Origin of the sequence: Collimonas sp. OK307 (genome assembly GCF_900113705.1) — a bacterium.
In the GTDB taxonomy this organism is placed as follows: domain Bacteria; phylum Pseudomonadota; class Gammaproteobacteria; order Burkholderiales; family Burkholderiaceae_D; genus Collimonas.
On record NZ_FOQI01000001.1, the window covers coordinates 561756 to 585689 of the forward strand.

Consider the following 23934-nt stretch of genomic DNA (forward strand, 5'->3'; position numbering starts at 1 on the left):
GGATCAGGCCGGTGCGGTAGCAGTCGGCGAAACGCCGCCGGACGAACTGTCGCCAGGTGCCTTGCGGACCGAGCTGCCGGCTTTCGGCAAACGTGGCTCCAGGCCTTCCATGATGTCGTTGATCTGATCGGCATCGATGGTTTCCCAATCCAGCAGGGCCTTGGTCATCGCCTCAACCTTGTCCTTGTTTTCTTCCAGCAGACGGCGCGACAAAGCATATTGCTGATCGAGAATGCTGCGAATCTCGGCATCGACTTTTTGCTGTGTGGCTTCCGATACTGTTTTCGAGGACGAGCGGCCAAAGTATGCGTCCTGCTCGGTATCTTCGTAGACCATGGTGCCCAGGGTCTCGGACATGCCGTAACGTGTCACCATTGCCCGTGCCAGCTTGGTGGCGCGCTCAAAGTCGTTCGAGGCGCCGGTCGACATCTGGTGCATGAAAATCTCTTCTGAAATACGGCCGCCGAACAGGATGGCGATTTCTTCCAGCATCTTGTCCTTGTACATGTTGACGCGGTCATGCTCAGGCAATTGCCAGGTCAGGCCAAGGGCGAAGCCGCGTGGCATGATGGTAACCTTGTGCACCGGATCGGCTTTTGGCAGCAACTTGGCTACCACCGCATGGCCGGATTCGTGATATGCCGTATTGCGGCGCTCCTCTTCACGCATCACTGCAGACTTGCGCTCAGGGCCCATGACGATCTTGTCCTTGGCATCCTCGAAATCCTGCATCTCTACCAGGCGCTTGGCGCGACGGGCAGCAAACAGAGCCGCCTCATTGACCAGATTGGCCAGGTCGGCGCCCGAGAAGCCAGGTGTACCACGTGCCAGGATGTCGGCTTTGACGTCGGTGGAAATCGGCACCTTGCGCATGTGGACGTTCAGGATCTGTTCGCGGCCGCGGATATCCGGCAAGCCAACCACCACCTGGCGGTCGAAACGCCCCGGACGCAACAACGCTTTGTCGAGCACGTCGGAACGGTTGGTAGCAGCGATCACGATCACGCCGGAATTGGCTTCGAAGCCATCCATCTCAACCAGCATCTGATTCAGCGTTTGTTCGCGTTCGTCATTACCGCCGCCCATGCCGGCGCCGCGATGGCGGCCGACTGCATCAATTTCATCGATGAAAATAATGCAAGGAGCATGCTTCTTGGCGTTTTCGAACATATCGCGCACCCGCGATGCGCCAACGCCGACAAACATTTCAACGAAATCAGAACCGGAAATGGTAAAAAACGGTACTTTCGCTTCACCCGCAATCGCACGGGCCAGCAAAGTCTTACCTGTACCTGGTGGGCCTACCAACAGAACGCCATGCGGAATGCGACCACCCAGCTTCTGGAATTTGGTTGGGTCGCGCAGGAAGTCGACCAGTTCGGACACTTCTTCCTTGGCCTCGTCGCAACCGGCAACATCGCCAAAAGTAACGGTATTACTATTTTCATCCAGCATGCGCGCTTTCGACTTGCCGAACGAGAATGCCCCGCCCTTGCCGCCGCCCTGCATCTGCCGCATGAAGAAAATCCAGACGCCCAGCAACAGGATCATCGGGAACCACGAGATGAAGATCTGCTGCAGGAACGATGGTTCTTCCGGCTGTTTGATCTCGAATTTGACGTTGTTGTTGACCAGGTCGCCGATCAGGCCGCGATCCAGCGACGTGATGGCAGTCTTGACTTTCTTACCGTCCGAAGTAGTGGCAACAATGCTGCGGTCTTCAATCGTCGCATCGGTGATATGGCCTGACCGTATTTCACTGATGAGATCGGAATAGGCAATCGGCCCTGCGCCGCTAGCCAGTCCTCGCCCGTCGAACTGCTTGAATACGGTGAAAAGCACCAGGGCGATGACCACCCAGATGGCGGCTTTGGAAAACATGTTGTTCACTAGAACTCCTTGGACGCGCTGCGCGCCTGACATAGGTACAGCTTCGAGGTATTCCTTAGATTTTACTCGGAATGGGTACGGCTTGCTAGATTGGATATGCGGCCGCACTCATGATAAATCAAGGAATACTTGTTAATCATCGTGGAAATTACCGTGGATTCTTCAATATCTTTCCAAGCAAGAAGATTTCTGACGATTTGTCACGGCTGGCTTTCGGTTTTCTGGAGGCCACGGTTTTGAATTCCTGGCGAAATTTCATCAACACTTCATTGTAACCGGTACCGTTGAAACATTTTGCCAACAAAGCGCCGCTTGGCTTCATGTGTTGTTGCGCAAATTCAATTGCCAAATCGATAATTTCCTCGACCCGAGCCGCATCCGAGATAGCGATGCCGGACAGGTTGGGCGCCATGTCGGACAACACCAGATCCACCTTCCGCCCTTCCAGCAAGCGCTCCAACTGGCGCAAGCTGTCCGCCTCGCGGAAGTCGCCCTGGATGAAATGGACGTCGGCAATCGGCTCCATCGGCAAGATATCCAGGCCGATGATCATGCCATGGATGCCGCCGCCGTCCTGGCCGGCCAGCTTGTTGCGGGCGTACTGCGACCAGCTGCCCGGAGTCGATCCAAGATCGACAATGATCTGGCCAGGCTTGATCAGCTTGTCCATTTCGTCGATTTCTTTTAGCTTGTAAGCTGCCCGCGCACGATAGCCTTCTTTCTGCGCCAGCTTCACGTAAGGATCGTTAATGTGGTCGTGCAACCAGTTTTTGTTTAATTTCTTCTTTGCCATTCGCGTAGAATACCGTTTTTAAGGAATTTTTATGTTGAAACTTACATCCGCCGAGCGTAGCGAGCTCCGTTCCCAAGCCCACGGACTGGATCCGGTGGTCCTGATCAGCGAAGATGGCTTAAAACCATCCCTGATGAAAGAGATCGATGCCAGCCTGAACGCCCATGGCCTGATTAAAGTGCGTGTATTCGGTGATGATCGCGAGGCACGGATTGCCATCTACGAAACTATTTGCGAAAAACTCAGCGCAGCGCCGGTACAACACATCGGCAAATTGCTGGTCCTGTACCGCCCGCAAAAGGATGCTGCCAAAGAACGCAGCGAAACTCGCGGCCGGGGCATGCGTGAAGTAACCATCGTCAAACCAAGCCCAAGCGGCACCAAGCGGCCATCGGTGACCAAGGTCATGGTAAAAGGCAATGAGCGCGTAACCCAGGGCGGCAACATCAAGCGCGCCAAACCTCGTCAGAAAAGCGGTAAGAAATCGGCATTGGGTCGTTAATGCCTACGTTTATGGTTGCCGCAGCGACTGCGGTAACCAGTAACGGGGCCGCATTTCTTAGAGGCGGAGCCAGGATCGATCCAGATCCTGCAGCGCCTTTCCCTGTAGCCGGCAGACTCACACCGGCTTCTACCTAGCGCAAACTGCGCAAACGCAGAATCAGCCCCACTCCCAACAAGCTCTGAATCAGGAAGATGCCGCTGGCAACGCCATGCAGAATCCCGAACTGCGTCTTGGCGCCGTCACTCATCACACCGCCGGTTGCCACAGACGCTTCACGCAAACTGGCCATGAACGGCTGGATACCGAAATAACCGACCAGGGTACAAACCAGCATCGCCAGCGTCAGCTTCAGCAGGGTCTTGCGCAACGGTGCTGCATCGTCATAGGTCCGGTAGCTGAACAACAGGATCAAGGCGACGCCGCAAGCTATCGTCAGCCAGGCTTCGATCCGGAACAGGCTGCCCGCGATAGTGCCGGCCAGCACGCGGTCGGGCAACGTGGCGAATAACGCCGGTGCGACCAGATAACCAACCGTCCACAGACTACCCACCCATAAGGTAGCAATCAACAATCTGAGTCTTACAACAAGCATTGCCACTCCCGGTTTCTGATCAAGCGACTCGAATCAAGCTGCTCTGATTACTCTCAGGGCACCGGCCGTATGCGGCGATGCCCGACGCGCTTGCTTAGATGTAGCGAACTTCCAGGATTTCATATTCGCGGATGCCGGATGGCGCTTGTACGCCGACCACGTCGCCGGCGGTCTTGCCGATCAGCGCACGAGCGATCGGCGAGGTCACGGAAACCTTGGACAGCTTGATATCGGCTTCATCGGTGCCGACGATTTGATACGTCACCTTATCGCCGGACTCCAGGTCTTCCAGATCGACCGTAGAGGCAAACACCACGCGCCCGTCCGCATCCAGAGTTGCAGGATCGATAACCTGCGCGGCTCCCAGCTTGCCCTCGAGGTCGGCAATCCGGCCTTCGACAAAACCTTGCCGCTCTTTCGCCGCGTCATAGTCCGCGTTTTCCGAAAGATCGCCATGCGCGCGCGCTTCCGCGATGGCCTTGATGACAGTTTGACGCTCTTTGGTTTTCAAATGATGCAATTCATCTTTCAACAATTGCGCGCCATGCTTGGTAAGAGGTACTGAGCTCATAGGGATGGTACTCAACAAATATAAATTAAGGTTTATGACGCAGGGTCTATCACGTACACAATAAAAGGTCACGGAGGTCAAAGCGTACCGAAAAAAGGGTGCGCTTATGACCTCCGCAGGAACTTCTGTAGCTAAATTGTACGTTTCGGCGGCTTCCAGGCAACAATGCAGCCCGGAAGCGATTCAGGATGCGCCTAGGCACATCCTGATCTGACCTTAGTGTAAGGTTTTATGCAGCCCTTGTAAATCATAGACATGCAACTCGTCCAGATGACGCATGCCCTCGACCGCTGCCTCTGCACCGGCAATCGTGGTATAGGTCGTGGCGCGTGCCGCCAGGGCCGAAATACGGATCGCCCGTGAGTCGACAATCGCGCTACGCTTTTCTTCGACCGTGTTGATCACCAATGAAATTTCATTGTTCTTGATCATGTCGACCACGTGCGGACGTCCTTCAACCACCTTGTTGACGGTTTCCACAGGAATCCCGGCAGCGCTGATTGCCGCCGCGGTACCCTTGGTGGCCACCACCGTAAAGCCGATCGCCACCAGATCCTTGGCAACCTGCACTGCACGCGGCTTGTCGCTACCCTTGACGCTAAGGAACACCTTGCCAGAACTCGGCAGCTTGACGCCGGCGCCGAGCTGCGACTTGACGAATGCCTCACCGAAAGTTTTACCAACGCCCATCACTTCACCGGTGGACTTCATTTCCGGTCCGAGAATGGTGTCGACACCAGGGAATTTGACGAACGGAAATACCGCTTCCTTGACGCTGAAGTATTTCGGCACGACCTCTTCCTTGATACCCTGGCTGTCGAGCGACTGCCCAACCATGCAGCGGGCGGCAATCTTGGCCAGCTGCAAACCGGTAGCCTTGGAAACAAACGGCACGGTGCGCGAGGCGCGCGGATTGACTTCCAGCACAAACACGACGTCCTTGCCATCGATCTGCTGAATCGCGAACTGCACGTTCATCAAACCAACCACGTTCAAGCCCTTGGCCATCAGCGACGTCTGCCGCTTGATCTCTTCGATGGTTGCCTGCGACAGCGAGTAAGGCGGCAGCGAACAAGCCGAGTCGCCGGAGTGCACGCCAGCCTGCTCGATATGCTCCATGACGCCGCCGATAAAGGTGCGTTCGCCGTCGGACAGGCAATCAACGTCAACTTCGATAGCATCGTTCAGGAAGCGGTCCAGCAATACCGGCGAATCGTGCGAGACCTTGACCGCTTCGCGCATGTAGCGCTCGAGATCGCGTTGCTCGTGGACGATTTCCATCGCGCGGCCACCCAATACGTAGGACGGACGCACCACCAGCGGATAACCGATTTCCTGCGCCAGGCGCAATGCATCTTCTTCGGTACGCGCAGTGCGGTTTGGCGGTTGACGCAAATTCAGATCGTGCAGCAGCTTCTGGAAACGCTCGCGGTCTTCGGCAGCGTCGATCATGTCCGGCGAAGTGCCGACGATAGGCACGCCGTTGGCTTCCAGATCCAGCGCCAGCTTCAGCGGCGTCTGGCCACCGTACTGAACGATCACGCCGTATGGCTTTTCCTTGTCGACGATTTCCAGCACGTCTTCCAGCGTCACCGGTTCGAAATACAAGCGATCCGAGGTGTCGTAGTCAGTCGATACAGTTTCCGGATTACAGTTGACCATGATGGTCTCGTAGCCGTCTTCACGCATTGCCAGTGCCGCATGGACGCAGCAATAATCGAATTCGATACCCTGGCCGATACGGTTAGGACCGCCGCCCAGCACCATGATCTTCTTTTTATTGGTCGGATTCGATTCGCACTCTTCCTCGTAGGTCGAGTACATGTAAGCCGTATTAGTCGAAAATTCGCCGGCGCAGGTATCCACCCGCTTGTAGACCGGACGGATATTCAAGGCCAGGCGCTTAAGGCGCACTGCGGTATCGGTTGTCTTCAGCAGCTTGGCCAGGCGGCGATCGCCAAAGCCCTTTTGCTTGAGACGGAACAGTGTATCGCGGTCCAGCGCTTCCAGCGTCTGGCTGTTTTCCAGCCACAGTTCGATATCGACGATTTCCTTGATTTGCGACAGGAACCATGGATCGATATGGGTCAGCTGATGCACTTCTTCCAGTGTGAAACCCTGGGCGAACGCATCGCCGACATACCAGATACGGTCCGGACCCGGCTCGCCGAGTTCTTCTTCGATAACCTCGCGGTCTTGCGTCTTTTCGTTCATGCCGTCGACGCCGACTTCGAGGCCGCGCAAGGCTTTCTGGAACGATTCCTGGAAGGTGCGGCCGATCGCCATCACCTCGCCTACCGATTTCATCTGAGTCGTCAGGTGATCGTCGGCGGTCGGGAATTTTTCAAAAGCAAAACGCGGAATCTTGGTGACCACGTAATCGATCGAAGGCTCGAACGATGCCGGTGTCGCGCCGCCGGTAATTTCATTGCGCAACTCGTCCAGCGTAAAGCCCACCGCCAGTTTCGCCGCGATCTTGGCGATCGGGAAACCGGTAGCTTTGGAAGCCAGCGCCGAAGAGCGCGATACGCGCGGATTCATTTCGATCACGATCATGCGGCCATCGGCCGGATTGACCGAGAACTGTACGTTGGAGCCGCCGGTGTCGACGCCGATCTCACGCAATACCGCCAGCGAGGCGTTACGCATGATCTGGTATTCCTTGTCGGTCAGGGTCTGGGCCGGCGCTACCGTGATCGAGTCGCCGGTATGCACACCCATCGGATCAAGGTTTTCGATCGAGCAGACGATGATGCAGTTGTCCGCCTTGTCGCGCACCACTTCCATCTCATACTCTTTCCAGCCGATCAGCGATTCTTCAATCAGCAATTCCTTGGTCGGCGATGCTTCCAGGCCGCGGCGGCAGATGGTTTCGAATTCTTCGGCGTTGTATGCAATACCGCCGCCGGTGCCGCCCATGGTGAACGAAGGACGGATGATGACCGGGAAGCCGAGCTCCTTCTGCACACCCCAGGATTCATCCATGGTGTGGGCGACGCCGGAACGGGCCGAACCGAGGCCGATCTTGGTCATCGCTTCCTTGAACTTGGAGCGGTCTTCAGCCTTGTCGATCGCTTCAGGCGAAGCGCCGATCAATTCGACATTGTACTTTTCCAGGATGCCGTGGCGATGCAGATCCAGCGCGCAGTTGAGCGCAGTCTGGCCGCCCATGGTCGGCAGGATCGCGTCCGGCTTTTCCTTGGCGATGATGCGTTCCACTGCTTGCCAGGTAATCGGCTCGATGTAGGTCACATCGGCCATTTCCGGGTCGGTCATGATGGTGGCCGGATTGCTGTTGACCAGGATTACTTTATAACCCTCTTCGCGCAACGCCTTGCAGGCCTGTGCGCCGGAGTAGTCAAACTCGCAAGCCTGACCGATGATGATCGGGCCAGCGCCGATAATCAGAATGTTTTTTATATCACTACGCTTAGGCATTTTTATTTTTCTCCAACATCGTTTGACTCATCAGTTGAATGAAACGATCGAACAAGGGGGCGATGTCATGCGGGCCAGGCGAAGCTTCCGGGTGGCCCTGGAAGCAGAATGCCGGCTTGTCGGTGCGGGCAAAGCCCTGCAGCGAACCGTCGAACAGCGAAACGTGCGTCACGCGGCAATTGGCCGGCAGGGTTGCGCCGTCTACTGCAAAACCGTGGTTTTGCGATGTGATCAGCACTTGCTTGCTGTCCAGGTCCTGCACCGGATGATTGGCGCCATGGTGGCCGAACTTCATCTTGAGCGTCTTGGCGCCGGATGCCAGCGCCATGATCTGATGGCCGAGGCAGATGCCGAAAGTCGGAATCCCGCGCTCGATCAGTTCCTTGACGGCGGCAACCGCGTAATCGCACGGCTCCGGATCGCCAGGGCCGTTGGACAGGAAAATACCGTCCGGATTGAGTGCCAGTGCATCGGCAGCAGTAGCTTGCGCCGGCAGCACGGTAATCTTGCAGCCGCGTTGCGCCAGCATGCGCAGGATGTTGAACTTGACGCCGTAGTCAAACGCCACCACATGATACTTAGGTGTAATTTGCTGATCGTAGCCGCGGCCGAGGCGCCATTCAGTCTCGCTCCAGCTGTAAGCCTTGGTGGTCGACACCACTTTTGCCAGGTCCATGCCGGCCAGGCCGGGGAAACCGCGCGCCAGCTCCAGCGCTTTTGCGGTAGCGGCAGCGATGTCCGGTTCACCGGCGACGATGGCGCCGCCCTGCGCACCTTTTTCGCGCAAAATGCGTGTCAGCTTGCGCGTATCGATGCCGGCGATGGCAACGATATTCGACTCTTGCAGGTACGCATCGAGCGTTTGGGTGGAACGGAAATTCGATACCAGGCGCGGCAGATCACGAATGATCAGGCCGGCGGCGTGAATTTGGGAGGATTCGATATCCTCTTTATTGACGCCGGTATTGCCGATATGCGGATAAGTGAGAGTGACGATCTGGCGGCTATAGCTAGGATCGGTGAGGATTTCCTGGTAGCCGGTCATGGCGGTATTGAATACGACTTCGCCAGTCGTATGACCAGCGGCGCCAATTGAAATACCTTTAAAAATCGTCCCATCTGCTAGCGCGAGGATGGCCGGTACGGTGAGGCCAGAAAAAAATGGCTGCAAGGGGTAACTCCTGATGTTGTTACCGCCGCTGCGCTGCGCCAAACGACCGCTATGAAACCCCAAACAGTGACGGTTTGGCAGCTTTAAATAGTCTTTTTGGGACGAGATGGATGGTGGTATGCGCTACGGCGGAGTAAATTGGGCTAAACCCTGCAATTATAGCCGACAACACCCTGCCCGGCAATCTGGTCAGGCACCCAGCCGAGGGTTTTTGTATAAATAATTACGAAATAATCATGAAAAATCAACGACCATGATTTAATTGACAATAAACCTGACGAACAACGCCCGGGTTATCGGCTCAACTGTCAACTCAACCGTCAACTTTAACTGTCACTCAACTGCCAATAATGGTCAGCTTGCCAGTTCGGCATGTCGAACCTGCAAGCTGCTTTACTCCCTCACTTGAAAAACACGGCTGCCATCGTCGACCTGCGCCGCGCAACAGCGCCAGCGAGCGCAGCTAACCGTATTTTCCGAAATCCGACTTAAGCGCCCAAGGCTGCAATACCTGCCTTGGCGATTTGCACGTCTTCGCTCGACTTCACGCCGGAAACACCAACCGCGCCAAGATATTCACCGCCAACCAGGATCGGCACGCCGCCCTCGAGCAGACCTTCCAGGTTTGGTGCGGTAATGAACGAAAAACGACCATTGTTGATCATGTCTTCATAAATTTTCGATTCACGCTGACCCAGGGCCGCGGTCTTGGCCTTGGCCGGGGCGATATGGGACGAAATCGGCGCACAGCCATCCATACGCTGCAACCACAGCAGGTGACCGCCGTCGTCAACGATCGAAATCGTGACCGCCCAACGGTTCTTGACCGCCTCAGCCTCAGCAGCTGCCGCAATTTTCTTTACATCGTCGAGTGTCAAAACTTGTTTCGATTTCATTTTTGCTCCTTGTGAAATAACTGAATATTGTACTTTAGTGCCCCGCAATAGGCATCTGCATCGACTGCTTTGAAAGCAGATTATTTCTGGCGCACCATTTTGCGCCTGGTACCCGGACTCGCGGCACCCTGGCCTGATACTTGCCTTACAGAAACCCCAATAACAGGGAAATTCCTGCGAATTTTGGGATTCACCCGACTTTAATTATCACAATGACATAATACAGTGCAGCTCAGCAGCCTGCCAAATTTGACAGGCACCTCTTATTCACTTACATTCGTGCGATCGTAATGTCCCAGAGCCCATCCATAACGATGTCGATTAAAGAAGCCTTTCCCCTATACCAGACATTGGCACTTGCCTTCGCACTGATCGCCACGCTGTTGCTGTGCACTCCCGCGCGCGCTTCCGATATCACCGATATCGATCCTCGGCCACAAGCAAGCAGCACCCTCAGCAAACTCCAGCAATTTACCGATCGGGCGTCGGACCTGGCTGTGAGCGCGATGGGCATGATCGGCATTCATTATAAATATGGTGGCAACAACCCCGAAAACGGCCTGGATTGCAGCGGCTTGGTACGCTATGTTTTCAAGGATGCCTGGGGCGTCAATGTTCCACGCACCGCCGCGGAATTGAGCCGCAGCGGCGAAAAGGTCGACAAGCAGGATTTGAAGCCGGGCGACCTGGTGTTTTATAACACGCTGCGCCGCAGCTTCTCGCACGTGGGCATTTACCTGGGCGACAATAAATTCATCCACGCCCCATCCACCGGCGGCAAAGTGCGCATCGAAAGCATGGATCTGGCTTACTGGAAATCGCGTTTCAATGGTGCACGGCGCATCAATGATCCGGAACCGGATAGCTTCGGTCATCAATAATCGACGTTGTTGACCTTCGCGAGCCGCCAGTTCCCTCGGCTGCCCCGCCTTCCTGCATGAGCAATCCACCTAAAATGACTGGTTATCGAGAGCGCGCGTCCTACATAGCGATAAAATGAAAAATGCCACGCTCCGCAAGAGTTTTTGCAGGGTGGCGTTTTCATAGGTAAAGGATACCTCTCAGATGATGAACCCAAGTCTCTCACAATTTGACAAGCCACACGCGCGTGTTGATAAAAACAGAAGATCACAAGATGATCGCGGCGTGGAACGCCTCGGCAGGCTGGAGGCTAGATTTGATACGGTGTTGCCTACCTTGGCGAAACGAGTGGACATACACGCGACGCGGACGGACATGCAGTCGATCATAAGCGAACTCCATAAGGTTGCAGGCGAAACACACAAGTGGATGCTGGCAACCGTTATCGGCTTGTTCATCGGGTTCGGCGGTCTTTTCCTGGCCATGAGCAATGCCCTCAAGCCCGAGCCGCAGCAGCCTGTGGTGATACAGCTGCCGACAAATCTGCCGCAGATACCCAATTAGAAGTCACGCGCGGACATGGGTGTCCGCCCACGCTTTTTCTGGACGCGCGGCCAACCCCAACCGACAAATCGTCTCTAGCAGCTTTTGCCACCTTTATTCTTCGCGCTTTTCCTTCAACTTCTTCTTGATAACCGCCATCTGCGCCATTGCTGCCTGCTCACCGGCCAGTATCGCTGTATTACGCGCGGCAAAATCATTACCCTTCATCGCCCCCAGCTCCGGACGGATGACAATATCCGCGTCTTTCAACTCATAGCTGTTGATAGTCTGGCCCATGATGGCAAAGGTTTGCAGTAATACGTCAACCGAGCTTGACGCAGCCTGAGCTTCCGGCGAGGCGGAAATGTTCACGGCAATCACAAAATCCGCGCCCATTTCATGCGCAAAACGCACCGGTACAGGCGACACCAGGCCGCCATCAACATACTGACGGTCACCGATATTCACCGATTGGAAAACGCCCGGCACAGCCGAAGACGCCCGCACCGCTAAACCAGTGTTGCCACGGCGGAACAGAATGGGGACGCCGCTATGCAAATCAGTGGCTACCGCGCCAAACGGGATTTTCAGTTTTTCAATCGGTACATTGTGAACGGTCTTGTTGACGTAGTTCTGGATCGCCTCACCCTTCAACACACCACTGACCTTGGCAAAGAACGGCACGGACCAATCCGAAATGGCAGCCTCATCCATTTGCAGCGCGATCTTTTGCAGCGCAAAGCCGTTATTGCCGGCAGCATACATGGCGCCGACCACACTACCGGCGCTGGTACCGACCACGATATCCGGCATTATCCCTTGCGATTCCAACGCCTTGATCACGCCGATATGGGCGAAACCGCGGGCAGCGCCACCACCCAGCGCCAGGCCGATCTTGATCGGTTTGGCGACTTTTGGCTGCACAGCGGGAACCACCACCACCGGCGGTGTCTGCGGGGCGATCGGATTGCTGCTGCAGGCGGCCAGCAAAGCGCATAAAAGGAGACTAAGTGTACGAGTAGGCAATAAGCGCGGAAAGGACATCGAAAAAGACATGGCGGTGGAGGAGCTTGGATGGACGGGCTTGAATGAGAAACGCGGGCGCTTTTAATCATCGACAACGCTTGCGGCCGGCGACACCTGTCTTCAGTATGTCACCGCAGAATTGTAGCTGATGTTGAAGACTTCAGTCGCCCCCGGCAATGCCCGGTCTTTGCAGCCTGTTCAAGCTTTCGCTGCAGCAACGATAGAAGTTGCAGGCAAGTTGACGGTAAACACACTACCTTCGCCCGGCCGCGACTCAACCCCAAGCGTGCCGTGGTGGCGCAACAATACGTGTTTGACGATGGCCAGGCCGAGACCGGTACCCTGGGTTTCTCGCGAGCGGCTCTTGTCGACCCGGTAAAACCGTTCGGTCAGCCGCGAGATATGTTCGCCGCTGATACCGATGCCGGAATCCTTGACCACCAGCTGCGGCCCTAGTTTTCCTTTTTGCCAAATGATCTGGATTTTTCCATCAGCAGGCGTATAACGGACGGCATTGGAAATCAGGTTGCTGAATGCGCTGCGCAGTTCGTCCTTGCTACCAGTGACATCGGGCCCGTCGACCGCCAGGGAAAACGTATGTTTTCCCGCAGACAGAACTTCAGCTTCCAGCAACAAGCTTTGCAGCATGGCTTGCATATCTATGGGCTCGGGGCGCAAGGGGTAATCGACCGACTCCAGGCGCGTCAAGGTAAGCATGTCGCCGATCAGGTTTTGCATGCGATGGCCCTGCTCCGTCATCAACTGCAAATGGGCAGCGCGGGTTTTCTGGTCAAGATCCGGTTGTGCCTGCGCGATCTCCAGAAAGCCGTTAATCACCGTCAATGGCGTGCGCAGCTCGTGCGAGGCATTAGCGATGAAGTCGCGCCGCATCATGTCGATTCTTTCGGATTCGGTAGCGTCGTGGGTCACCAGGATCTGACGCCGGTTTTCAAACGGAATGATCTGCACGATAAGCTTACGCTCACGCAAGCTCAATGTCAGCGGTTGATCGTAGCGGCCGAGGATGATGTAATCGATGAAATCCGGGGTACGGATCAGATTGGTGACCCGCATTCCCTTGTCGCGCCCGTGTTGCAGGCCCAAGTGCCGCTCGGCGGCCGGGTTGCACCATTCCAGGAACAAGACATCGTCCATGATGACGACCCCGTCCGGCAATAAATGCATGGCCTGGCGAAAGCGCGCCAGCCATTCGCTCAGTTCAGTCTGATGTTTTTCATCGTCGCGCCGCAAACGGTACAGGCGCGAAAAAATATCGGTCCACGCACCCCATCCATCCGGCAGTTTTTCGCTGCGCGGATTGTCAAGCCAGCCGCTCAGCCGGAACAGGTAGTGCAGTTGCACCACCACCGCAATCGACATCAAGACCAAGCCCAGCACCAGGCCGGGTACTGCGCCAAACAGACCCCAGACTACGCCGGAGATGACAAAGATCAGCAAGATCCGCAGCATTGCCGGGATCCAGAACAACATCTGTGGATTCATAAATCACTATTTTGCGAGGGAGGCAATGTTCATAGTTGCGAGCCCCGGCTGGCGGCCGGCGCTTCGGGCTTGAAATTATTGTACTATTTTGCCGAAAGCATGTAGCCGACGCTACGCACGGTACGGATCAGGTGCTCCGATTCCCGCAGCGCCTTGCGCAAGCGCAGTACATGGACATCCACGGTGCGCTCTTCGATGACCACGTGGTCACCCCACACCTTGTCCAGCAACTGGCTACGGGAGAAGACCCGGTCCGGATTGGCCATGAAAAATTTCAGCAAACGATATTCGGCATGACCAATATCGATCTTCTGGTTTTCCAGGCATACCGAGCAGCTAGCTGGATCGAGCGAAACCGAACCGGCCGACATCATGCCAGGGACTTCATCCGCGCCTTTGCGCCGCAATAAAGCCTTGACGCGCGAGGTCAGTTCACGCGGCGAAAACGGCTTGGTCATGTAATCGTCAGCGCCGTTGTCGAGGCCCGAGATCTTGTCCTCTTCCATGCTTTTTGCAGTCAGCATCATGATAAGCATCGACTGCAGCTGGCGATCGGCACGCATTTGCGACAGCAAGCGCAGGCCGCTCTGGTCCGGCAGCATCCAGTCCAGCAGCACCAGATGCGGCGTGCGGCGCTGGACGAACTCCCAGCCGTCGGCTGCGGTATGGACGATGGATGGGTTCCAGCCGGCTTCCTTGATCGTGAAACCAATCAGTTCGGCAATCGCCGGCTCATCTTCGATAATCAGGATGGATGTTTTATCGGCGGCCATTTTTTAATACACAGTTAATGTTACGTTTCGATGACTCATCAATTAAGCATCGATTACGCATCATCACCGAGCTGACTCGCGGCGTAATCGGTATGACGGATATCCTTGCCCTCGACAATGTAGATCACGTATTCGGCGATGTTCTTGGCATGGTCGCCGATACGTTCGATCGCCTTGGCTACCCATAAGGTATCCATCGAAGCCGAAATCGTGCGCGGATCTTCCATCATGAAGGTAATCAGGTTTCGCATGATCGACCGGAAATCGCGGTCGATCACGACGTCTTGCGCGATCAGCCTGGTAGCCTGCTTTTCGTCCAGGCGCGCCAGCGCATCCAGTGCATCGTGCAGCATGTCAGCTGCGCCGCTGCCGATGACGCGCACGGTTTCCGTGTGATCGATGGTCCCGGCGCCGCGCTTGTACAGGTGAATTGCCGTGCGCGCGATTTTTGCCGCTTCATCGCCGATGCGCTCGAGATCGGTAATCACCTTGATGGTCGCCATCACGGTACGCAAATCGTTGGCAGTCGGCTGGCGGCGCACGATCAGATGGCTGCAGGCATCGTCCAGCTCGACTTCCAGGCGGTTGACCTGATCGTCATCCTTGATGACTCTTTCGGCAGCATCCAGGTTGCCGGTGCGGAAAACGTTAAGCGCTTCCTGGAACTGGCGTTCAACCAGTCCACCCATGAGCAACACTTTGGAACGTATGGTTTCCAAATCAGTGTCGTACTGCTTCGAAGAATGTTCGCCGGTCATCTGATTTCTTTCTGTTCTTTGTAATTCAGTGTATGTATTTCAACCTATTTAGCTCAACTGCATTCAACTGCGTTCAGCTGATGCATGCCGCAATTTCATCAAGAAATTTTGCGCTTAACCAAAACGGCCAGTGATGTAATCCTGGGTTTCCTTGCGTGCAGGATTCATGAAAATCTGATCGGTTTCGCCGAATTCCACCAACTCGCCCAGATACATATAGGCGGTGTAATCGGAACAGCGTGCAGCCTGCTGCATGTTGTGCGTAACGATGGCGATGGTGTAGTCCTGTTTCAGTTCGCTGATCAGTTCTTCCACCTTGGCGGTCGAAATCGGATCCAGCGCCGAGGTCGGCTCGTCCAGCAACAACACGTCTGGGCGCACTGCCACACTGCGCGCGATACACAAGCGTTGCTGCTGTCCACCGGACAAGCTCAGGCCGCTCTTGTTCAACTTGTCTTTGACTTCGCCCCATAAGGCAGCCTTCGACAATGCCCATTCGACGCGCTCGTCCATTTCACCCTTAGGCAGGTTTTCGTACAGGCGGATCCCGAACGCGATGTTGTCGTAGATCGACATCGGAAATGGCGTCGGCTTCTGGAACACCATGCCCACCTTGGCGCGCAGCATGTTCAGGTCCTGTCCTGCTTCCAGGATGTTGCGGCCCGCGTACATGATCTTGCCTTCCGCGCGTTGACCCGGATACAGGTCGTACATCCGGTTCAAGGTGCGCAGCAAGGTCGATTTTCCGCAACCGGACGGTCCGATAAAGGCGGTCACTTTCTTTTCATTAATATGCAGGTTGATATTCTTCAAGCCCTGGAAATTACCGTAGAAAAAATCAAGTTGCGAGATTTCTATGGTTGGTGGCTTGGTCGAATGCAGCGCTTGCATCGACTGCATATCGAGATGATTCAATTTGGTAGAAGTTTGCATGTTATTGACCAGTGAGTGACTAGTAAGTGCTCATTAAGGACGGCAATCCGGATGATTACAGGTAAATGCGTTAGCCCGGAATCTTCTGGCTGAACAATGAACGCGAAACGATGTTCAAGGCCAGTACGCTGAAGGTGATCAGCAACGCGCCACCCCAAGCCAGCGGTACCCAGTTATCAAACGGGCTCATCGCAAACTGGCTGATGACTACCGGCAGATTCGCTATCGGTTTATTCATGTTGGTGCTGAAGAACTGGTTATTCAGCGCGGTGAACAACAGCGGCGCCGTTTCTCCGGCAATCCGCGCCACCGCCAGCAATACACCTGTTACCACGCCAGCCTTGACCGCACGCAGACGCACCAGCAACGCTACTTTCCAGCGCGGCGCCCCCAGCGAAAATGCTGCTTCACGCAGGCTGCCGGGCACCAGTTTCAGCATATTGTCGGTAGTCCGCACGATCACCGGCACGGCAATCAGCGACAGCGCAAAGGAACCGGCCCAGCCGGAGAAGTGGCCAACCTTGGCAACGTAAATTGCATAGACAAACAAACCGATCACGATCGATGGCGCCGACAGCATGATGTCGGTAACAAAGCGCGTCACCTGCGCCAGTTTGCTTTCCTCGCCATATTCAGCCAGGTAGATACCGGCCAGGATGCCGATCGGGGTACTGACTACCGTCGCCATGCCTACCATCATCAGGCTACCGATAATCGGATTCAACAAGCCACCTGGGCCTGAGCCGGGAGCAGGCGTATTTTGCGTCAGGATACCGAGATTGAGCGCACCGAAACCCTTGATGACCAAAGTCGCCAGAATCCAGGCCAGCACCGCGATGCCCATCGCCATCGCCAGGAAAGACAAGACCATCCCGAAACGATGCGTCAGCAGGCGTTTGCGATAGACCGGATTGACCAGCGGGCTCGGCTGGATATCAGCAGAATTCTTCATTTGGCACCTTCTTTACGGGACATGCCCATCAACATGATTTTGGCGATCGACAACACAATGAAGGTAATCACGAACAGGATCAGGCCAAGCGCAAACAAAGCCGATACGTGCAGCGTGGTAGAGGCTTCGGCGATTTCATTGGCCAGCGTCGAAGCGATACTGTTGCCCGATGCGAATAACGACCAGGACAACCGCTGCGCATTACCGATCACGAAGGTCACCGCCATGGTTTCACCCAAAGCGCGCCCCAGGCCCAGCATGACGCCGCCGACGACGCCGGTTTTAGCATACGGCAACACCACTTTGCGCACCACTTCCCAGCGTGTGCAACCCAGGCCGTAGGCTGATTCTTTCAGCACCGCAGGGACAACTTCAAACACGTCGCGCATGACGGACGAAATAAATGGAATGATCATTACGGCCAGGATCAGACCTGCGGTCAGCAGGCCTATGCCCATTTTGGGGCCGCTGAACAACGTGCCGATCAGCGGCAGCTGGCCGAGCGTATCTGCAAGGAACGGCTGGCCGTACTTGGCAAATAAAGGTGCGAATACAAACAAACCCCACATGCCGTAGATGATGCTCGGCACGCCCGCCAGCAGCTCAACCGCGGTACCCAATGGGCGACGCAATTTTGCAGGGCAGATTTCCGTCAGGAACAAGGCAATACCGAAACTCACCGGAAACGCTATCGCCAGGGCAATGAACGAGGTGACCAACGTGCCGACGATGGCAATCATCGCGCCATAATGGTCGTTGACGGGATCCCACTCGACGGTGGTAATGAAGGATGGGCCAAATTCGCGGAATACCGGCCAGGCGCCTATCGCCAGGCACACGATAATGCCAAGCAATACCGCCAGCACGAGCAGCGAGAAGATTAGCGTGACTTTATGGAACAGGAAATCCTGGATGCGTTGCTTACGCATCGTGGCTAGCAAGCTCTGATGCGACAAACCCGCCTCTTCAGCGCTGATTGACTGGGGTGAGATCGATTGTGCCATGACAGGAATATTTGCACTCATGAGTAGCGATATCCGATGAAGAATAACATGCGGCAGCGAGAACTCCAGCGGAACAACTTGTGCTCGACGTACCGGAGATGATTCGCGTGAAGATCAGATGTATCAGGAATATTCAGCGAGACGGAGCGGAACCAGCCCAACTCCGTCTCGGCGTACAACTTACCTACTTATTTATTACCAGACAGCTTTACCGGCGTTGTCCTTGATCTGGGATTTCCAGGACTCTTCCACCAGCTTGATCACGGAAGCAGGAATCGCTACGTAATCCAGTTCAGTAGCAGAGGCGCCACCGTTCTTGTATGCCCAGTCAAAAAATTTCAACACTTCCTTGCCCTTGGCGGCATCAGCCTGGCTTTTGTGAATCAGGATGAAAGAAGCGCTGGTGATAGGCCAGCTGGTCTTGCCGGCTGCATCAGTGAAATCCACTGCGAAACCTGGTGTTTTAGCCCAGTCGGCGCCAGCTGCTGCAGCCTTGAAAGTTTCGTCGTCCGGTTGCACAAAACCACCGTCGCGATTTTTCAGCTGAGTATGCGACAACTTGTTTTTCTTGGCATAAGCATATTCAACGTAGCCGATCGAACCCTTGATCTTTTGTACGTTGGCAGCGACACCTTCGTTACCCTTGCCGCCGACGCCGACTGGCCACTTGACTGCAGTACCAGCGCCGACGACGCTCTTGAATGCCGGGTTGGTCTTCGACAGGTAGCTGGTGAACACAAACGAAGTGCCTGAACCGTCAGCGCGGTACACCACGGTGATGTCGTCAGCTGGCAATTTCACGCCAGGGTTTAGGGCAACGATTTCGGCTGCATTCCACTTGGTGATCTTGCCCAGGTAGATGTCGGCCAGTATCGCACCGGTCAATTTGACCTGGCCTGGTGTAACGCCATCCAGATTCACGACCGGCACCACGCCGCCCATGATTGCAGGGAACTGCGCCAAATTGTCGGCGGCCAGGTCTTCAGCCTTCAATGGCATGTCGGAAGCGCCGAAATCCACTGTCTTCGCTTTGATTTGCTTGATGCCGCCACCGGAGCCGATCGATTGATAGTTCAGGCTGGTGCCGGTTGCAGTTTTGTAGGCTTCAGCCCACTTCGAATAGATCGGGTAAGGAAAAGAGGCGCCGGCGCCAGTGATTTCCGCAGCCATGACGGAAGAAACCGCCAATGTCGAACCCATTGCAAGAACCGCTGCTTTAACGAGGTGATTCAATCGCATTTGTTACTCCCTTGTTGACTATAGATGTGGTGTGCCCAAGTCGAGACTGTTGTGAAATTCATCTCATGCCAGAAAGCAAATTTCACAACAGTCCCTAAGACAGGGCGAACTCTAACCAACATTTATGACAGCTTTATGACGAGATAAAAATGAATGCGTATGACACTAAATTATTAAAAAGCCAACCACAAGTTGCTAGCAAACCGTTCTATTTCCACATGGAATTTTGACGGGCCAACCATCTGCCGACACTAAGCCAGAATGCCTAATACCCGGCAACACTTCCATTTTCTTCATCAAGCTGTCATATTCGCTACATACACTGCGCCGTAACTATCAGACCAGCTGCCTGATTTCATGAACAAAAAAAACAAGTCGAACGATGACACCAAACACCCCAGCGCCAGATTAGGCGCCAACCCAAGCTATCTGAATCGCGAATTGTCGCAACTGGCCTTCAACCGCCGCGTCATGGCCCAGGCTGAAGACCGGCATATCCCATTGCTGGAGCGATTGCGATATTTATGTATAGTAAGCAACAATCTTGACGAATTTTTTGAAGTCCGCATCGCCAGCTTGCTGGCAAACAGCCAGATCGACGGCGTCAATGCAGAACCTCCGGCGCTCGTCGCAGCGCTTGAGCGCACCAGCGAAGAATGTCACCAGATCGTCGATCGCCAGTACGCCATCCTGAACCAGACGATTTTGCCGCAGCTGGCGGCCAGCGGTATCCATCTGCTACGGCATAGCGATCGCAATGAAGAACAGCGGGCGTGGATAAAATCCTTCTTTGATCAGGAAATCCGCCCCCTGCTGACGCCCATAGGGCTGGATCCGGCCCACCCCTTTCCCCAGGTATTAAACAAGAGTCTCAATTTCATCGTCGAAATGGCCGGCAAAGATGCATTCGGCCGCAGCACCTCGATTGCCATCATCAAAGCGCCACGCGTATTGCCAAGGGTGATCAGGCTACCCGATGCGCTCTCGCCCAACGGCACCTCGTTCTGCCTGTTGTCGTCCATCATCCATGCCCATATAGGCGATCTTTTTACCGGCCGTCAGATATTAGCTTATTCACAATTCCGGGTAACCCGTAACAGTGAGTTGTGGGTTGACGAAGAAGAGGTCAAGAATCTGCGTCAGGCGCTGCAAAGCGAACTCCAGAGCCGCCAGTTCGGTGTTGCGGTCCGGCTGGAGGTGGCGCGCAGTTGCCCGCCGCACCTGGCTCAGTTCCTGCTCGATCAGTTTGGCATTGCCGCTAACCGTTTGTACGCGGTTGACGGGCCCGTCAATATGGTGCGCCTGTCAGAGATGATTGACCAGATCAGCGACGCCAGCCTGCGCTTCCCTTCATTTGCGCCAGGTTTGCCGCTACACCTGGATAACGGCAACGATATTTTCGACCAGCTGAAACAGAAAGATGTGCTGCTGCACCATCCGTTCCAATCGTTCCAGCCGGTGGTTGATTTTGTCCGTTCAGCGGCATTTGACAGCAATGTGGTGGCAATCAAGCAAACCATCTATCGCACCGGCATGAACTCCGACCTGATGGAAGCGTTGATTATCGCCGCACAACGCGGCAAAGAAGTCATGGTGATCGTCGAACTGATGGCGCGCTTTGACGAAGAAGCCAATATCAACTGGGCCGACAAGCTGGAACGCGCTGGCGCCCAGGTGGTATATGGGGTAGTCGGCTTAAAAACCCACGCCAAGCTGTCGCTGGTGCTGCGTCGCGAGGCCGGCAAGGATGGCAACGGCGAACTGCGCTATTACGCCCACCTCGGCACCGGTAACTACCACCCGACCACCACCAAGCTTTACACCGACTTTGGCTTGCTCACTTCAAACCAGAAGATGGCCACCGAAGTCAACGAAGTCTTCATGCACCTGACCAGCCTGACCAAGCCCAAGAAAATGGATTACCTGTGGCTGGCGCCGTTCCTGTTGCAAAAGGAAATCATCCGGGCCATCCACAATGAAGCCGAGATTGCCCGCAAAGGGCGGCCGGCGCGGATTGTCGCCAAGATGAATGCGTTGCTGGACGAATCCGTCATCCGCGCCTTGTACGATGCCTCTGCCGACGGCGTCAAGATCGAGTTGATCGTGCGCGGTGCTTGCGCGCTCAGACCAGGGGTTCCCGGCCTGTCCGAGAACATTCATGTGCGCTCCATCATCGGCCGTTTCCTGGAACACAGCCGCATCTATTATTTCCGTAACAATCTGCAGCACGATGTCTACCTGGCCAGCGCCGACTGGATGAACCGCAACCTGTTCCGGCGTGTGGAGGTCGCCTTTCCGATATTCGACAAATCACTCAAGAGAAGAGTTATCACTGAAGGCCTGACACCCTATTTAAAAGACAACATCAATGCCTGGGTCCTCGGGGCTGACGGCAACTGGAAAAAAAACAAGCCGCATCGGCGCCAGAAGCCATACGGTGCACAACGGCATTTGATGCTAGCCCTGGGCGCGCTTTCACCGGCGCACTCATCAGATAAGTAAGCAAGGAATATCATGGACTTGATTCTATGGCGGCATGCAGAGGCAGAAATCGGCGAACCTGACGAGGGGCGCGCGTTGACGGGCAAAGGACACAAGCAAGCCTGGAAAATGGCAGACTGGCTGGACCACAACCTGCCCCACAGTTGCAAGATCATCAGCAGTCCAGCCACCCGCACAGTACAAACGGTAGAAGCGCTCGGCCGCAAATTCAAGACCCATCCCGAGCTCGCCCCCGACTGCAGCGCACAGCAATTGCTGGCGGTGGCGAATTGGCCCAACAGCCGCGAGCCGGTATTGATCATCGGCCATCAGCCTACGCTAGGCCGGGTCGCTGCTCTGCTGATAGCCGGGCAGATGCAAGAGTGGTCGATCAGGAAAGGCAGCGTCTGGTGGATTGCCCAGCGCGAGCGCGGCGACATCACGACCAACTATCTGAAAGCGGTCATGGCGCCGGATTTGATTGCCAAGTAAGCTTCGGCCGGAAAACCCACATCGTGGTAGCGGTAACCTGTTATATTTGCGTGCAAATCGGCGAGCAAATCGTTTACTCAGTTTATTGTTTGCCGTTGTTGTCAAACTACAGGAATTCTGCGACATTTCCTTACATAAGCTAAAATAACAGGAAAATTGCATTATAGGCAACCTACGTTGTACCGGATCACCCAAGAGGCAATGCATGCTTTACCAATTTCACGAATTCAACCGGTCTTTACTCCATCCGCTGGTGCAATGGGCCGATGCCGGCAGCAGGCTCTTCACCGACCCGATCTCGCCGTTAGCCCATACACCGTTCGCGCAACGTATCGCCGCGGGTTACGAATTGATGTACCGTCTCGGCAAGCAATATGAAAAGCCTGAGTTTGAAATCAACAGCACGTTAATCAAAGGCAAACAAGTCGGGATAGTCGAAGAAATTGCTGTCACGCGGCCATTTTGCCGCCTGCTGCATTTCAAAAAAGACTTGAGCAACAAGGAATTCTCCGACCTCAAGCAACCGACAGTATTGCTGGTTGCCCCTTTGTCCGGCCACCATTCGACGTTATTGCGCGACACCGTGCAGGGTCTGCTATCGGAACACGATGTCTACATCACCGACTGGACCGACGCCCGCATGGTGCCCGCCAGCGATGGCGCCTTCCATTTGCATGACTATATTTATTACGTACAGGACTTCATTCGCCAGCTGGGTCCGGACCTGCACGTGATTTCAGTCTGCCAGCCGACCGTCCCTGTATTGGCCGCGATTGCCCTGATGGCCAGCGCCAAGGATAGCCATCTGCCGAAGAGCATGACCATGATGGGCGGTCCGATCGATCCGCGCAAATCGCCTACCGACGTCAACAACCTGGCCACCGAAAAACCGTTCAGCTGGTTTGAGAACACTGTCATTTATAGCGTTCCGTCCAACTACCCGGGTTTTGGCCGCAAGGTATATCCGGGCTTTCTGCAACATGCCGGTTTTGTCGCGATGAACCCAAGCCGCCATGCCCAAAGCCATTGGGATTTTTACATGCACTTGCGCGAAGGCGATAACGAGTCGGCCGACAGCCATCGCAAATTCTATAACGAATACAACGCCGTGCTGGATATGCCGGCCGAGTACTACCTGGATACCATCAAGACCGTGTTCCAGGATTTCGCCCTGCCCAAAGGCACCTGGGAGGTCGAAGGCAAGCTGGTGCGGCCGCAGGATATCAAGAGTGTCGCCTTGCTTACGATTGAAGGCGAACTGGACGATATTTCGGGCTCCGGACAAACCCAGGCTGCACACGATTTGTGCAGCTCCATTCCGAAAGCCAAAAAACAACATTTCACTGCCGAAAAATGCGGCCATTACGGGATTTTCTCGGGCCGCCGCTGGCGTGAAGTGATTTGCCCGACAATAACGACCTTTATCAAGGACAACGCTTAACTTCGTCTGCCAAGCGCAATAAATCCGCTGCAAAAGCCGTCCCTTCAACAGGAACGGCTTTTTTTATTTGGT

At 55.1% G+C, this 23934-nt stretch carries 21 protein-coding genes; 6 read left to right on the forward strand and 15 right to left on the reverse strand.

What is annotated here, in order from left to right:
• Positions 1-3: 3 nt before the first annotated feature.
• Positions 4-1890, reverse strand: a complete 1887-nt coding sequence (gene ftsH, locus BM205_RS02520; protein ID WP_092412164.1) for an ATP-dependent zinc metalloprotease FtsH — start codon at positions 1888-1890, stop codon at positions 4-6.
• A gap of 148 nt (positions 1891-2038) precedes the next feature.
• Positions 2039-2683 (reverse strand): RlmE family RNA methyltransferase, encoded by a 645-nt coding sequence (locus tag BM205_RS02525; RefSeq protein ID WP_092412166.1) that lies wholly within the window; start codon positions 2681-2683, stop codon positions 2039-2041.
• A gap of 31 nt (positions 2684-2714) precedes the next feature.
• On the opposite strand from BM205_RS02525, the gene BM205_RS02530 reads away from it, so the two are divergent.
• Positions 2715-3185 carry a YhbY family RNA-binding protein gene (locus BM205_RS02530; protein ID WP_092412168.1) on the forward strand — a complete coding sequence of 157 codons (471 nt, stop codon included), beginning with the start codon at positions 2715-2717 and terminating at the stop codon, positions 3183-3185.
• A 133-nt stretch (positions 3186-3318) separates the two neighbouring features.
• Here the strand turns inward: BM205_RS02530 and BM205_RS02535 are convergent, their stop codons facing one another.
• The 5 genes from BM205_RS02535 to BM205_RS02555 all read right to left on the reverse strand — a co-directional run bounded on the left by BM205_RS02535 (position 3319) and on the right by BM205_RS02555 (position 9856).
• Positions 3319-3780, reverse strand: coding sequence for a DUF4149 domain-containing protein (locus BM205_RS02535; RefSeq protein WP_092412170.1), 462 nt, complete (start codon positions 3778-3780; stop codon positions 3319-3321).
• Positions 3781-3874: 94 nt separating this feature from the next.
• A complete protein-coding gene (gene greA, locus BM205_RS02540; protein WP_092412172.1) occupies positions 3875-4351 on the reverse strand; it encodes a transcription elongation factor GreA in 477 nt (158 codons plus the stop codon).
• 216 nt (positions 4352-4567) lie between these two features.
• Positions 4568-7789, reverse strand: coding sequence for a carbamoyl-phosphate synthase large subunit (gene carB, locus BM205_RS02545; RefSeq protein ID WP_092412174.1), 3222 nt, complete (start codon positions 7787-7789; stop codon positions 4568-4570).
• The gene (gene carA / locus BM205_RS02550) at positions 7782-8960 is read right to left on the reverse strand and encodes a glutamine-hydrolyzing carbamoyl-phosphate synthase small subunit (RefSeq protein ID WP_092412176.1); all 1179 of its coding nucleotides are present in this window, start codon (positions 8958-8960) and stop codon (positions 7782-7784) included. Before carA ends, carB begins: the two co-directional genes overlap by 8 nt.
• Before the next feature lie 488 nt (positions 8961-9448).
• The gene (locus tag BM205_RS02555) at positions 9449-9856 is read right to left on the reverse strand and encodes a GlcG/HbpS family heme-binding protein (RefSeq protein ID WP_092412178.1); all 408 of its coding nucleotides are present in this window, start codon (positions 9854-9856) and stop codon (positions 9449-9451) included.
• Positions 9857-10170: 314 nt separating this feature from the next.
• Between BM205_RS02555 and BM205_RS02560 the strand changes: the two genes are divergently transcribed.
• Both BM205_RS02560 and BM205_RS02565 read left to right on the forward strand, forming a co-directional pair.
• The gene (locus tag BM205_RS02560; protein ID WP_254783701.1) at positions 10171-10737 is read left to right on the forward strand and encodes a C40 family peptidase; all 567 of its coding nucleotides are present in this window, start codon (positions 10171-10173) and stop codon (positions 10735-10737) included.
• Positions 10738-10921: 184 nt separating this feature from the next.
• Positions 10922-11281, forward strand: coding sequence for a hypothetical protein (locus BM205_RS02565; RefSeq protein ID WP_092412182.1), 360 nt, complete (start codon positions 10922-10924; stop codon positions 11279-11281).
• 93 nt (positions 11282-11374) lie between these two features.
• Here the strand turns inward: BM205_RS02565 and BM205_RS02570 are convergent, their stop codons facing one another.
• From BM205_RS02570 to pstS, 8 genes are all read right to left on the reverse strand, one after another.
• Complete coding sequence (locus BM205_RS02570; protein WP_092412184.1) at positions 11375-12316, reverse strand: patatin-like phospholipase family protein; 942 nt, start codon at positions 12314-12316, stop codon at positions 11375-11377.
• 168 nt (positions 12317-12484) lie between these two features.
• Complete coding sequence (gene phoR / locus BM205_RS02575; RefSeq protein WP_092412186.1) at positions 12485-13789, reverse strand: phosphate regulon sensor histidine kinase PhoR; 1305 nt, start codon at positions 13787-13789, stop codon at positions 12485-12487.
• Between the two features lie 83 nt (positions 13790-13872).
• Entirely contained in the window at positions 13873-14562 is a 690-nt protein-coding gene (locus BM205_RS02580; RefSeq protein ID WP_092351539.1) for a winged helix-turn-helix domain-containing protein, read from the reverse strand.
• 53 nt (positions 14563-14615) lie between these two features.
• On the reverse strand, positions 14616-15320 hold the full coding sequence (phoU, locus tag BM205_RS02585; RefSeq protein ID WP_092412188.1) for a phosphate signaling complex protein PhoU: 705 nt from the start codon (positions 15318-15320) through the stop codon (positions 14616-14618).
• A 114-nt stretch (positions 15321-15434) separates the two neighbouring features.
• On the reverse strand, positions 15435-16220 hold the full coding sequence (gene pstB, locus BM205_RS02590; RefSeq protein ID WP_092412673.1) for a phosphate ABC transporter ATP-binding protein PstB: 786 nt from the start codon (positions 16218-16220) through the stop codon (positions 15435-15437).
• A gap of 103 nt (positions 16221-16323) precedes the next feature.
• On the reverse strand, positions 16324-17205 hold the full coding sequence (gene pstA / locus BM205_RS02595) for a phosphate ABC transporter permease PstA (RefSeq protein WP_092412190.1): 882 nt from the start codon (positions 17203-17205) through the stop codon (positions 16324-16326).
• Positions 17202-18230: a phosphate ABC transporter permease subunit PstC gene (gene pstC / locus BM205_RS02600; RefSeq protein WP_092412192.1), complete on the reverse strand. Its 1029-nt coding sequence runs from the start codon at positions 18228-18230 to the stop codon at positions 17202-17204. Before pstC ends, pstA begins: the two co-directional genes overlap by 4 nt.
• Before the next feature lie 174 nt (positions 18231-18404).
• The gene (gene pstS, locus BM205_RS02605) at positions 18405-19448 is read right to left on the reverse strand and encodes a phosphate ABC transporter substrate-binding protein PstS (protein ID WP_092412194.1); all 1044 of its coding nucleotides are present in this window, start codon (positions 19446-19448) and stop codon (positions 18405-18407) included.
• Between the two features lie 357 nt (positions 19449-19805).
• Here pstS and ppk1 point away from each other — a divergent pair, with 357 nt between their 5' ends.
• The 3 genes from ppk1 to BM205_RS02620 all read left to right on the forward strand — a co-directional run bounded on the left by ppk1 (position 19806) and on the right by BM205_RS02620 (position 23862).
• Positions 19806-21950 (forward strand): polyphosphate kinase 1, encoded by a 2145-nt coding sequence (gene ppk1 / locus BM205_RS02610; RefSeq protein WP_092412196.1) that lies wholly within the window; start codon positions 19806-19808, stop codon positions 21948-21950.
• A gap of 12 nt (positions 21951-21962) precedes the next feature.
• The gene (locus BM205_RS02615; protein ID WP_092412198.1) at positions 21963-22421 is read left to right on the forward strand and encodes a SixA phosphatase family protein; all 459 of its coding nucleotides are present in this window, start codon (positions 21963-21965) and stop codon (positions 22419-22421) included.
• Positions 22422-22626: 205 nt separating this feature from the next.
• Entirely contained in the window at positions 22627-23862 is a 1236-nt protein-coding gene (locus BM205_RS02620) for a polyhydroxyalkanoate depolymerase (RefSeq protein WP_092412200.1), read from the forward strand.
• The last annotated feature ends 72 nt before the right edge of the window (positions 23863-23934 follow it).

Bases quoted from the DNA above. Each gene is read 5' to 3' on its own strand.
- ppk1 (WP_092412196.1), top strand. From the start codon at position 19,806: ATGAACAAAAAAAACAAGTCGAACGATGACACCAAACACCCCAGCGCC.
- phoR (WP_092412186.1), bottom strand. From the start codon at position 13,789: ATGAATCCACAGATGTTGTTCTGGATCCCGGCAATGCTGCGGATCTTG.
- pstB (WP_092412673.1), bottom strand. From the start codon at position 16,220: ATGCAGTCGATGCAAGCGCTGCATTCGACCAAGCCACCAACCATAGAA.
- pstC (WP_092412192.1), bottom strand. From the start codon at position 18,230: ATGAGTGCAAATATTCCTGTCATGGCACAATCGATCTCACCCCAGTCA.
- phoU (WP_092412188.1), bottom strand. From the start codon at position 15,320: ATGACCGGCGAACATTCTTCGAAGCAGTACGACACTGATTTGGAAACC.
- BM205_RS02530 (WP_092412168.1), top strand. From the start codon at position 2,715: ATGTTGAAACTTACATCCGCCGAGCGTAGCGAGCTCCGTTCCCAAGCC.
- BM205_RS02565 (WP_092412182.1), top strand. From the start codon at position 10,922: ATGATGAACCCAAGTCTCTCACAATTTGACAAGCCACACGCGCGTGTT.
- BM205_RS02560 (WP_254783701.1), top strand. From the start codon at position 10,171: ATGTCGATTAAAGAAGCCTTTCCCCTATACCAGACATTGGCACTTGCC.
- BM205_RS02615 (WP_092412198.1), top strand. From the start codon at position 21,963: ATGGACTTGATTCTATGGCGGCATGCAGAGGCAGAAATCGGCGAACCT.
- BM205_RS02620 (WP_092412200.1), top strand. From the start codon at position 22,627: ATGCTTTACCAATTTCACGAATTCAACCGGTCTTTACTCCATCCGCTG.
- BM205_RS02525 (WP_092412166.1), bottom strand. From the start codon at position 2,683: ATGGCAAAGAAGAAATTAAACAAAAACTGGTTGCACGACCACATTAAC.
- BM205_RS02580 (WP_092351539.1), bottom strand. From the start codon at position 14,562: ATGGCCGCCGATAAAACATCCATCCTGATTATCGAAGATGAGCCGGCG.
- pstA (WP_092412190.1), bottom strand. From the start codon at position 17,205: ATGAAGAATTCTGCTGATATCCAGCCGAGCCCGCTGGTCAATCCGGTC.
- greA (WP_092412172.1), bottom strand. From the start codon at position 4,351: ATGAGCTCAGTACCTCTTACCAAGCATGGCGCGCAATTGTTGAAAGAT.
- BM205_RS02535 (WP_092412170.1), bottom strand. From the start codon at position 3,780: ATGCTTGTTGTAAGACTCAGATTGTTGATTGCTACCTTATGGGTGGGT.
- BM205_RS02555 (WP_092412178.1), bottom strand. From the start codon at position 9,856: ATGAAATCGAAACAAGTTTTGACACTCGACGATGTAAAGAAAATTGCG.
- pstS (WP_092412194.1), bottom strand. From the start codon at position 19,448: ATGCGATTGAATCACCTCGTTAAAGCAGCGGTTCTTGCAATGGGTTCG.
- carB (WP_092412174.1), bottom strand. From the start codon at position 7,789: ATGCCTAAGCGTAGTGATATAAAAAACATTCTGATTATCGGCGCTGGC.
- BM205_RS02570 (WP_092412184.1), bottom strand. From the start codon at position 12,316: ATGTCTTTTTCGATGTCCTTTCCGCGCTTATTGCCTACTCGTACACTT.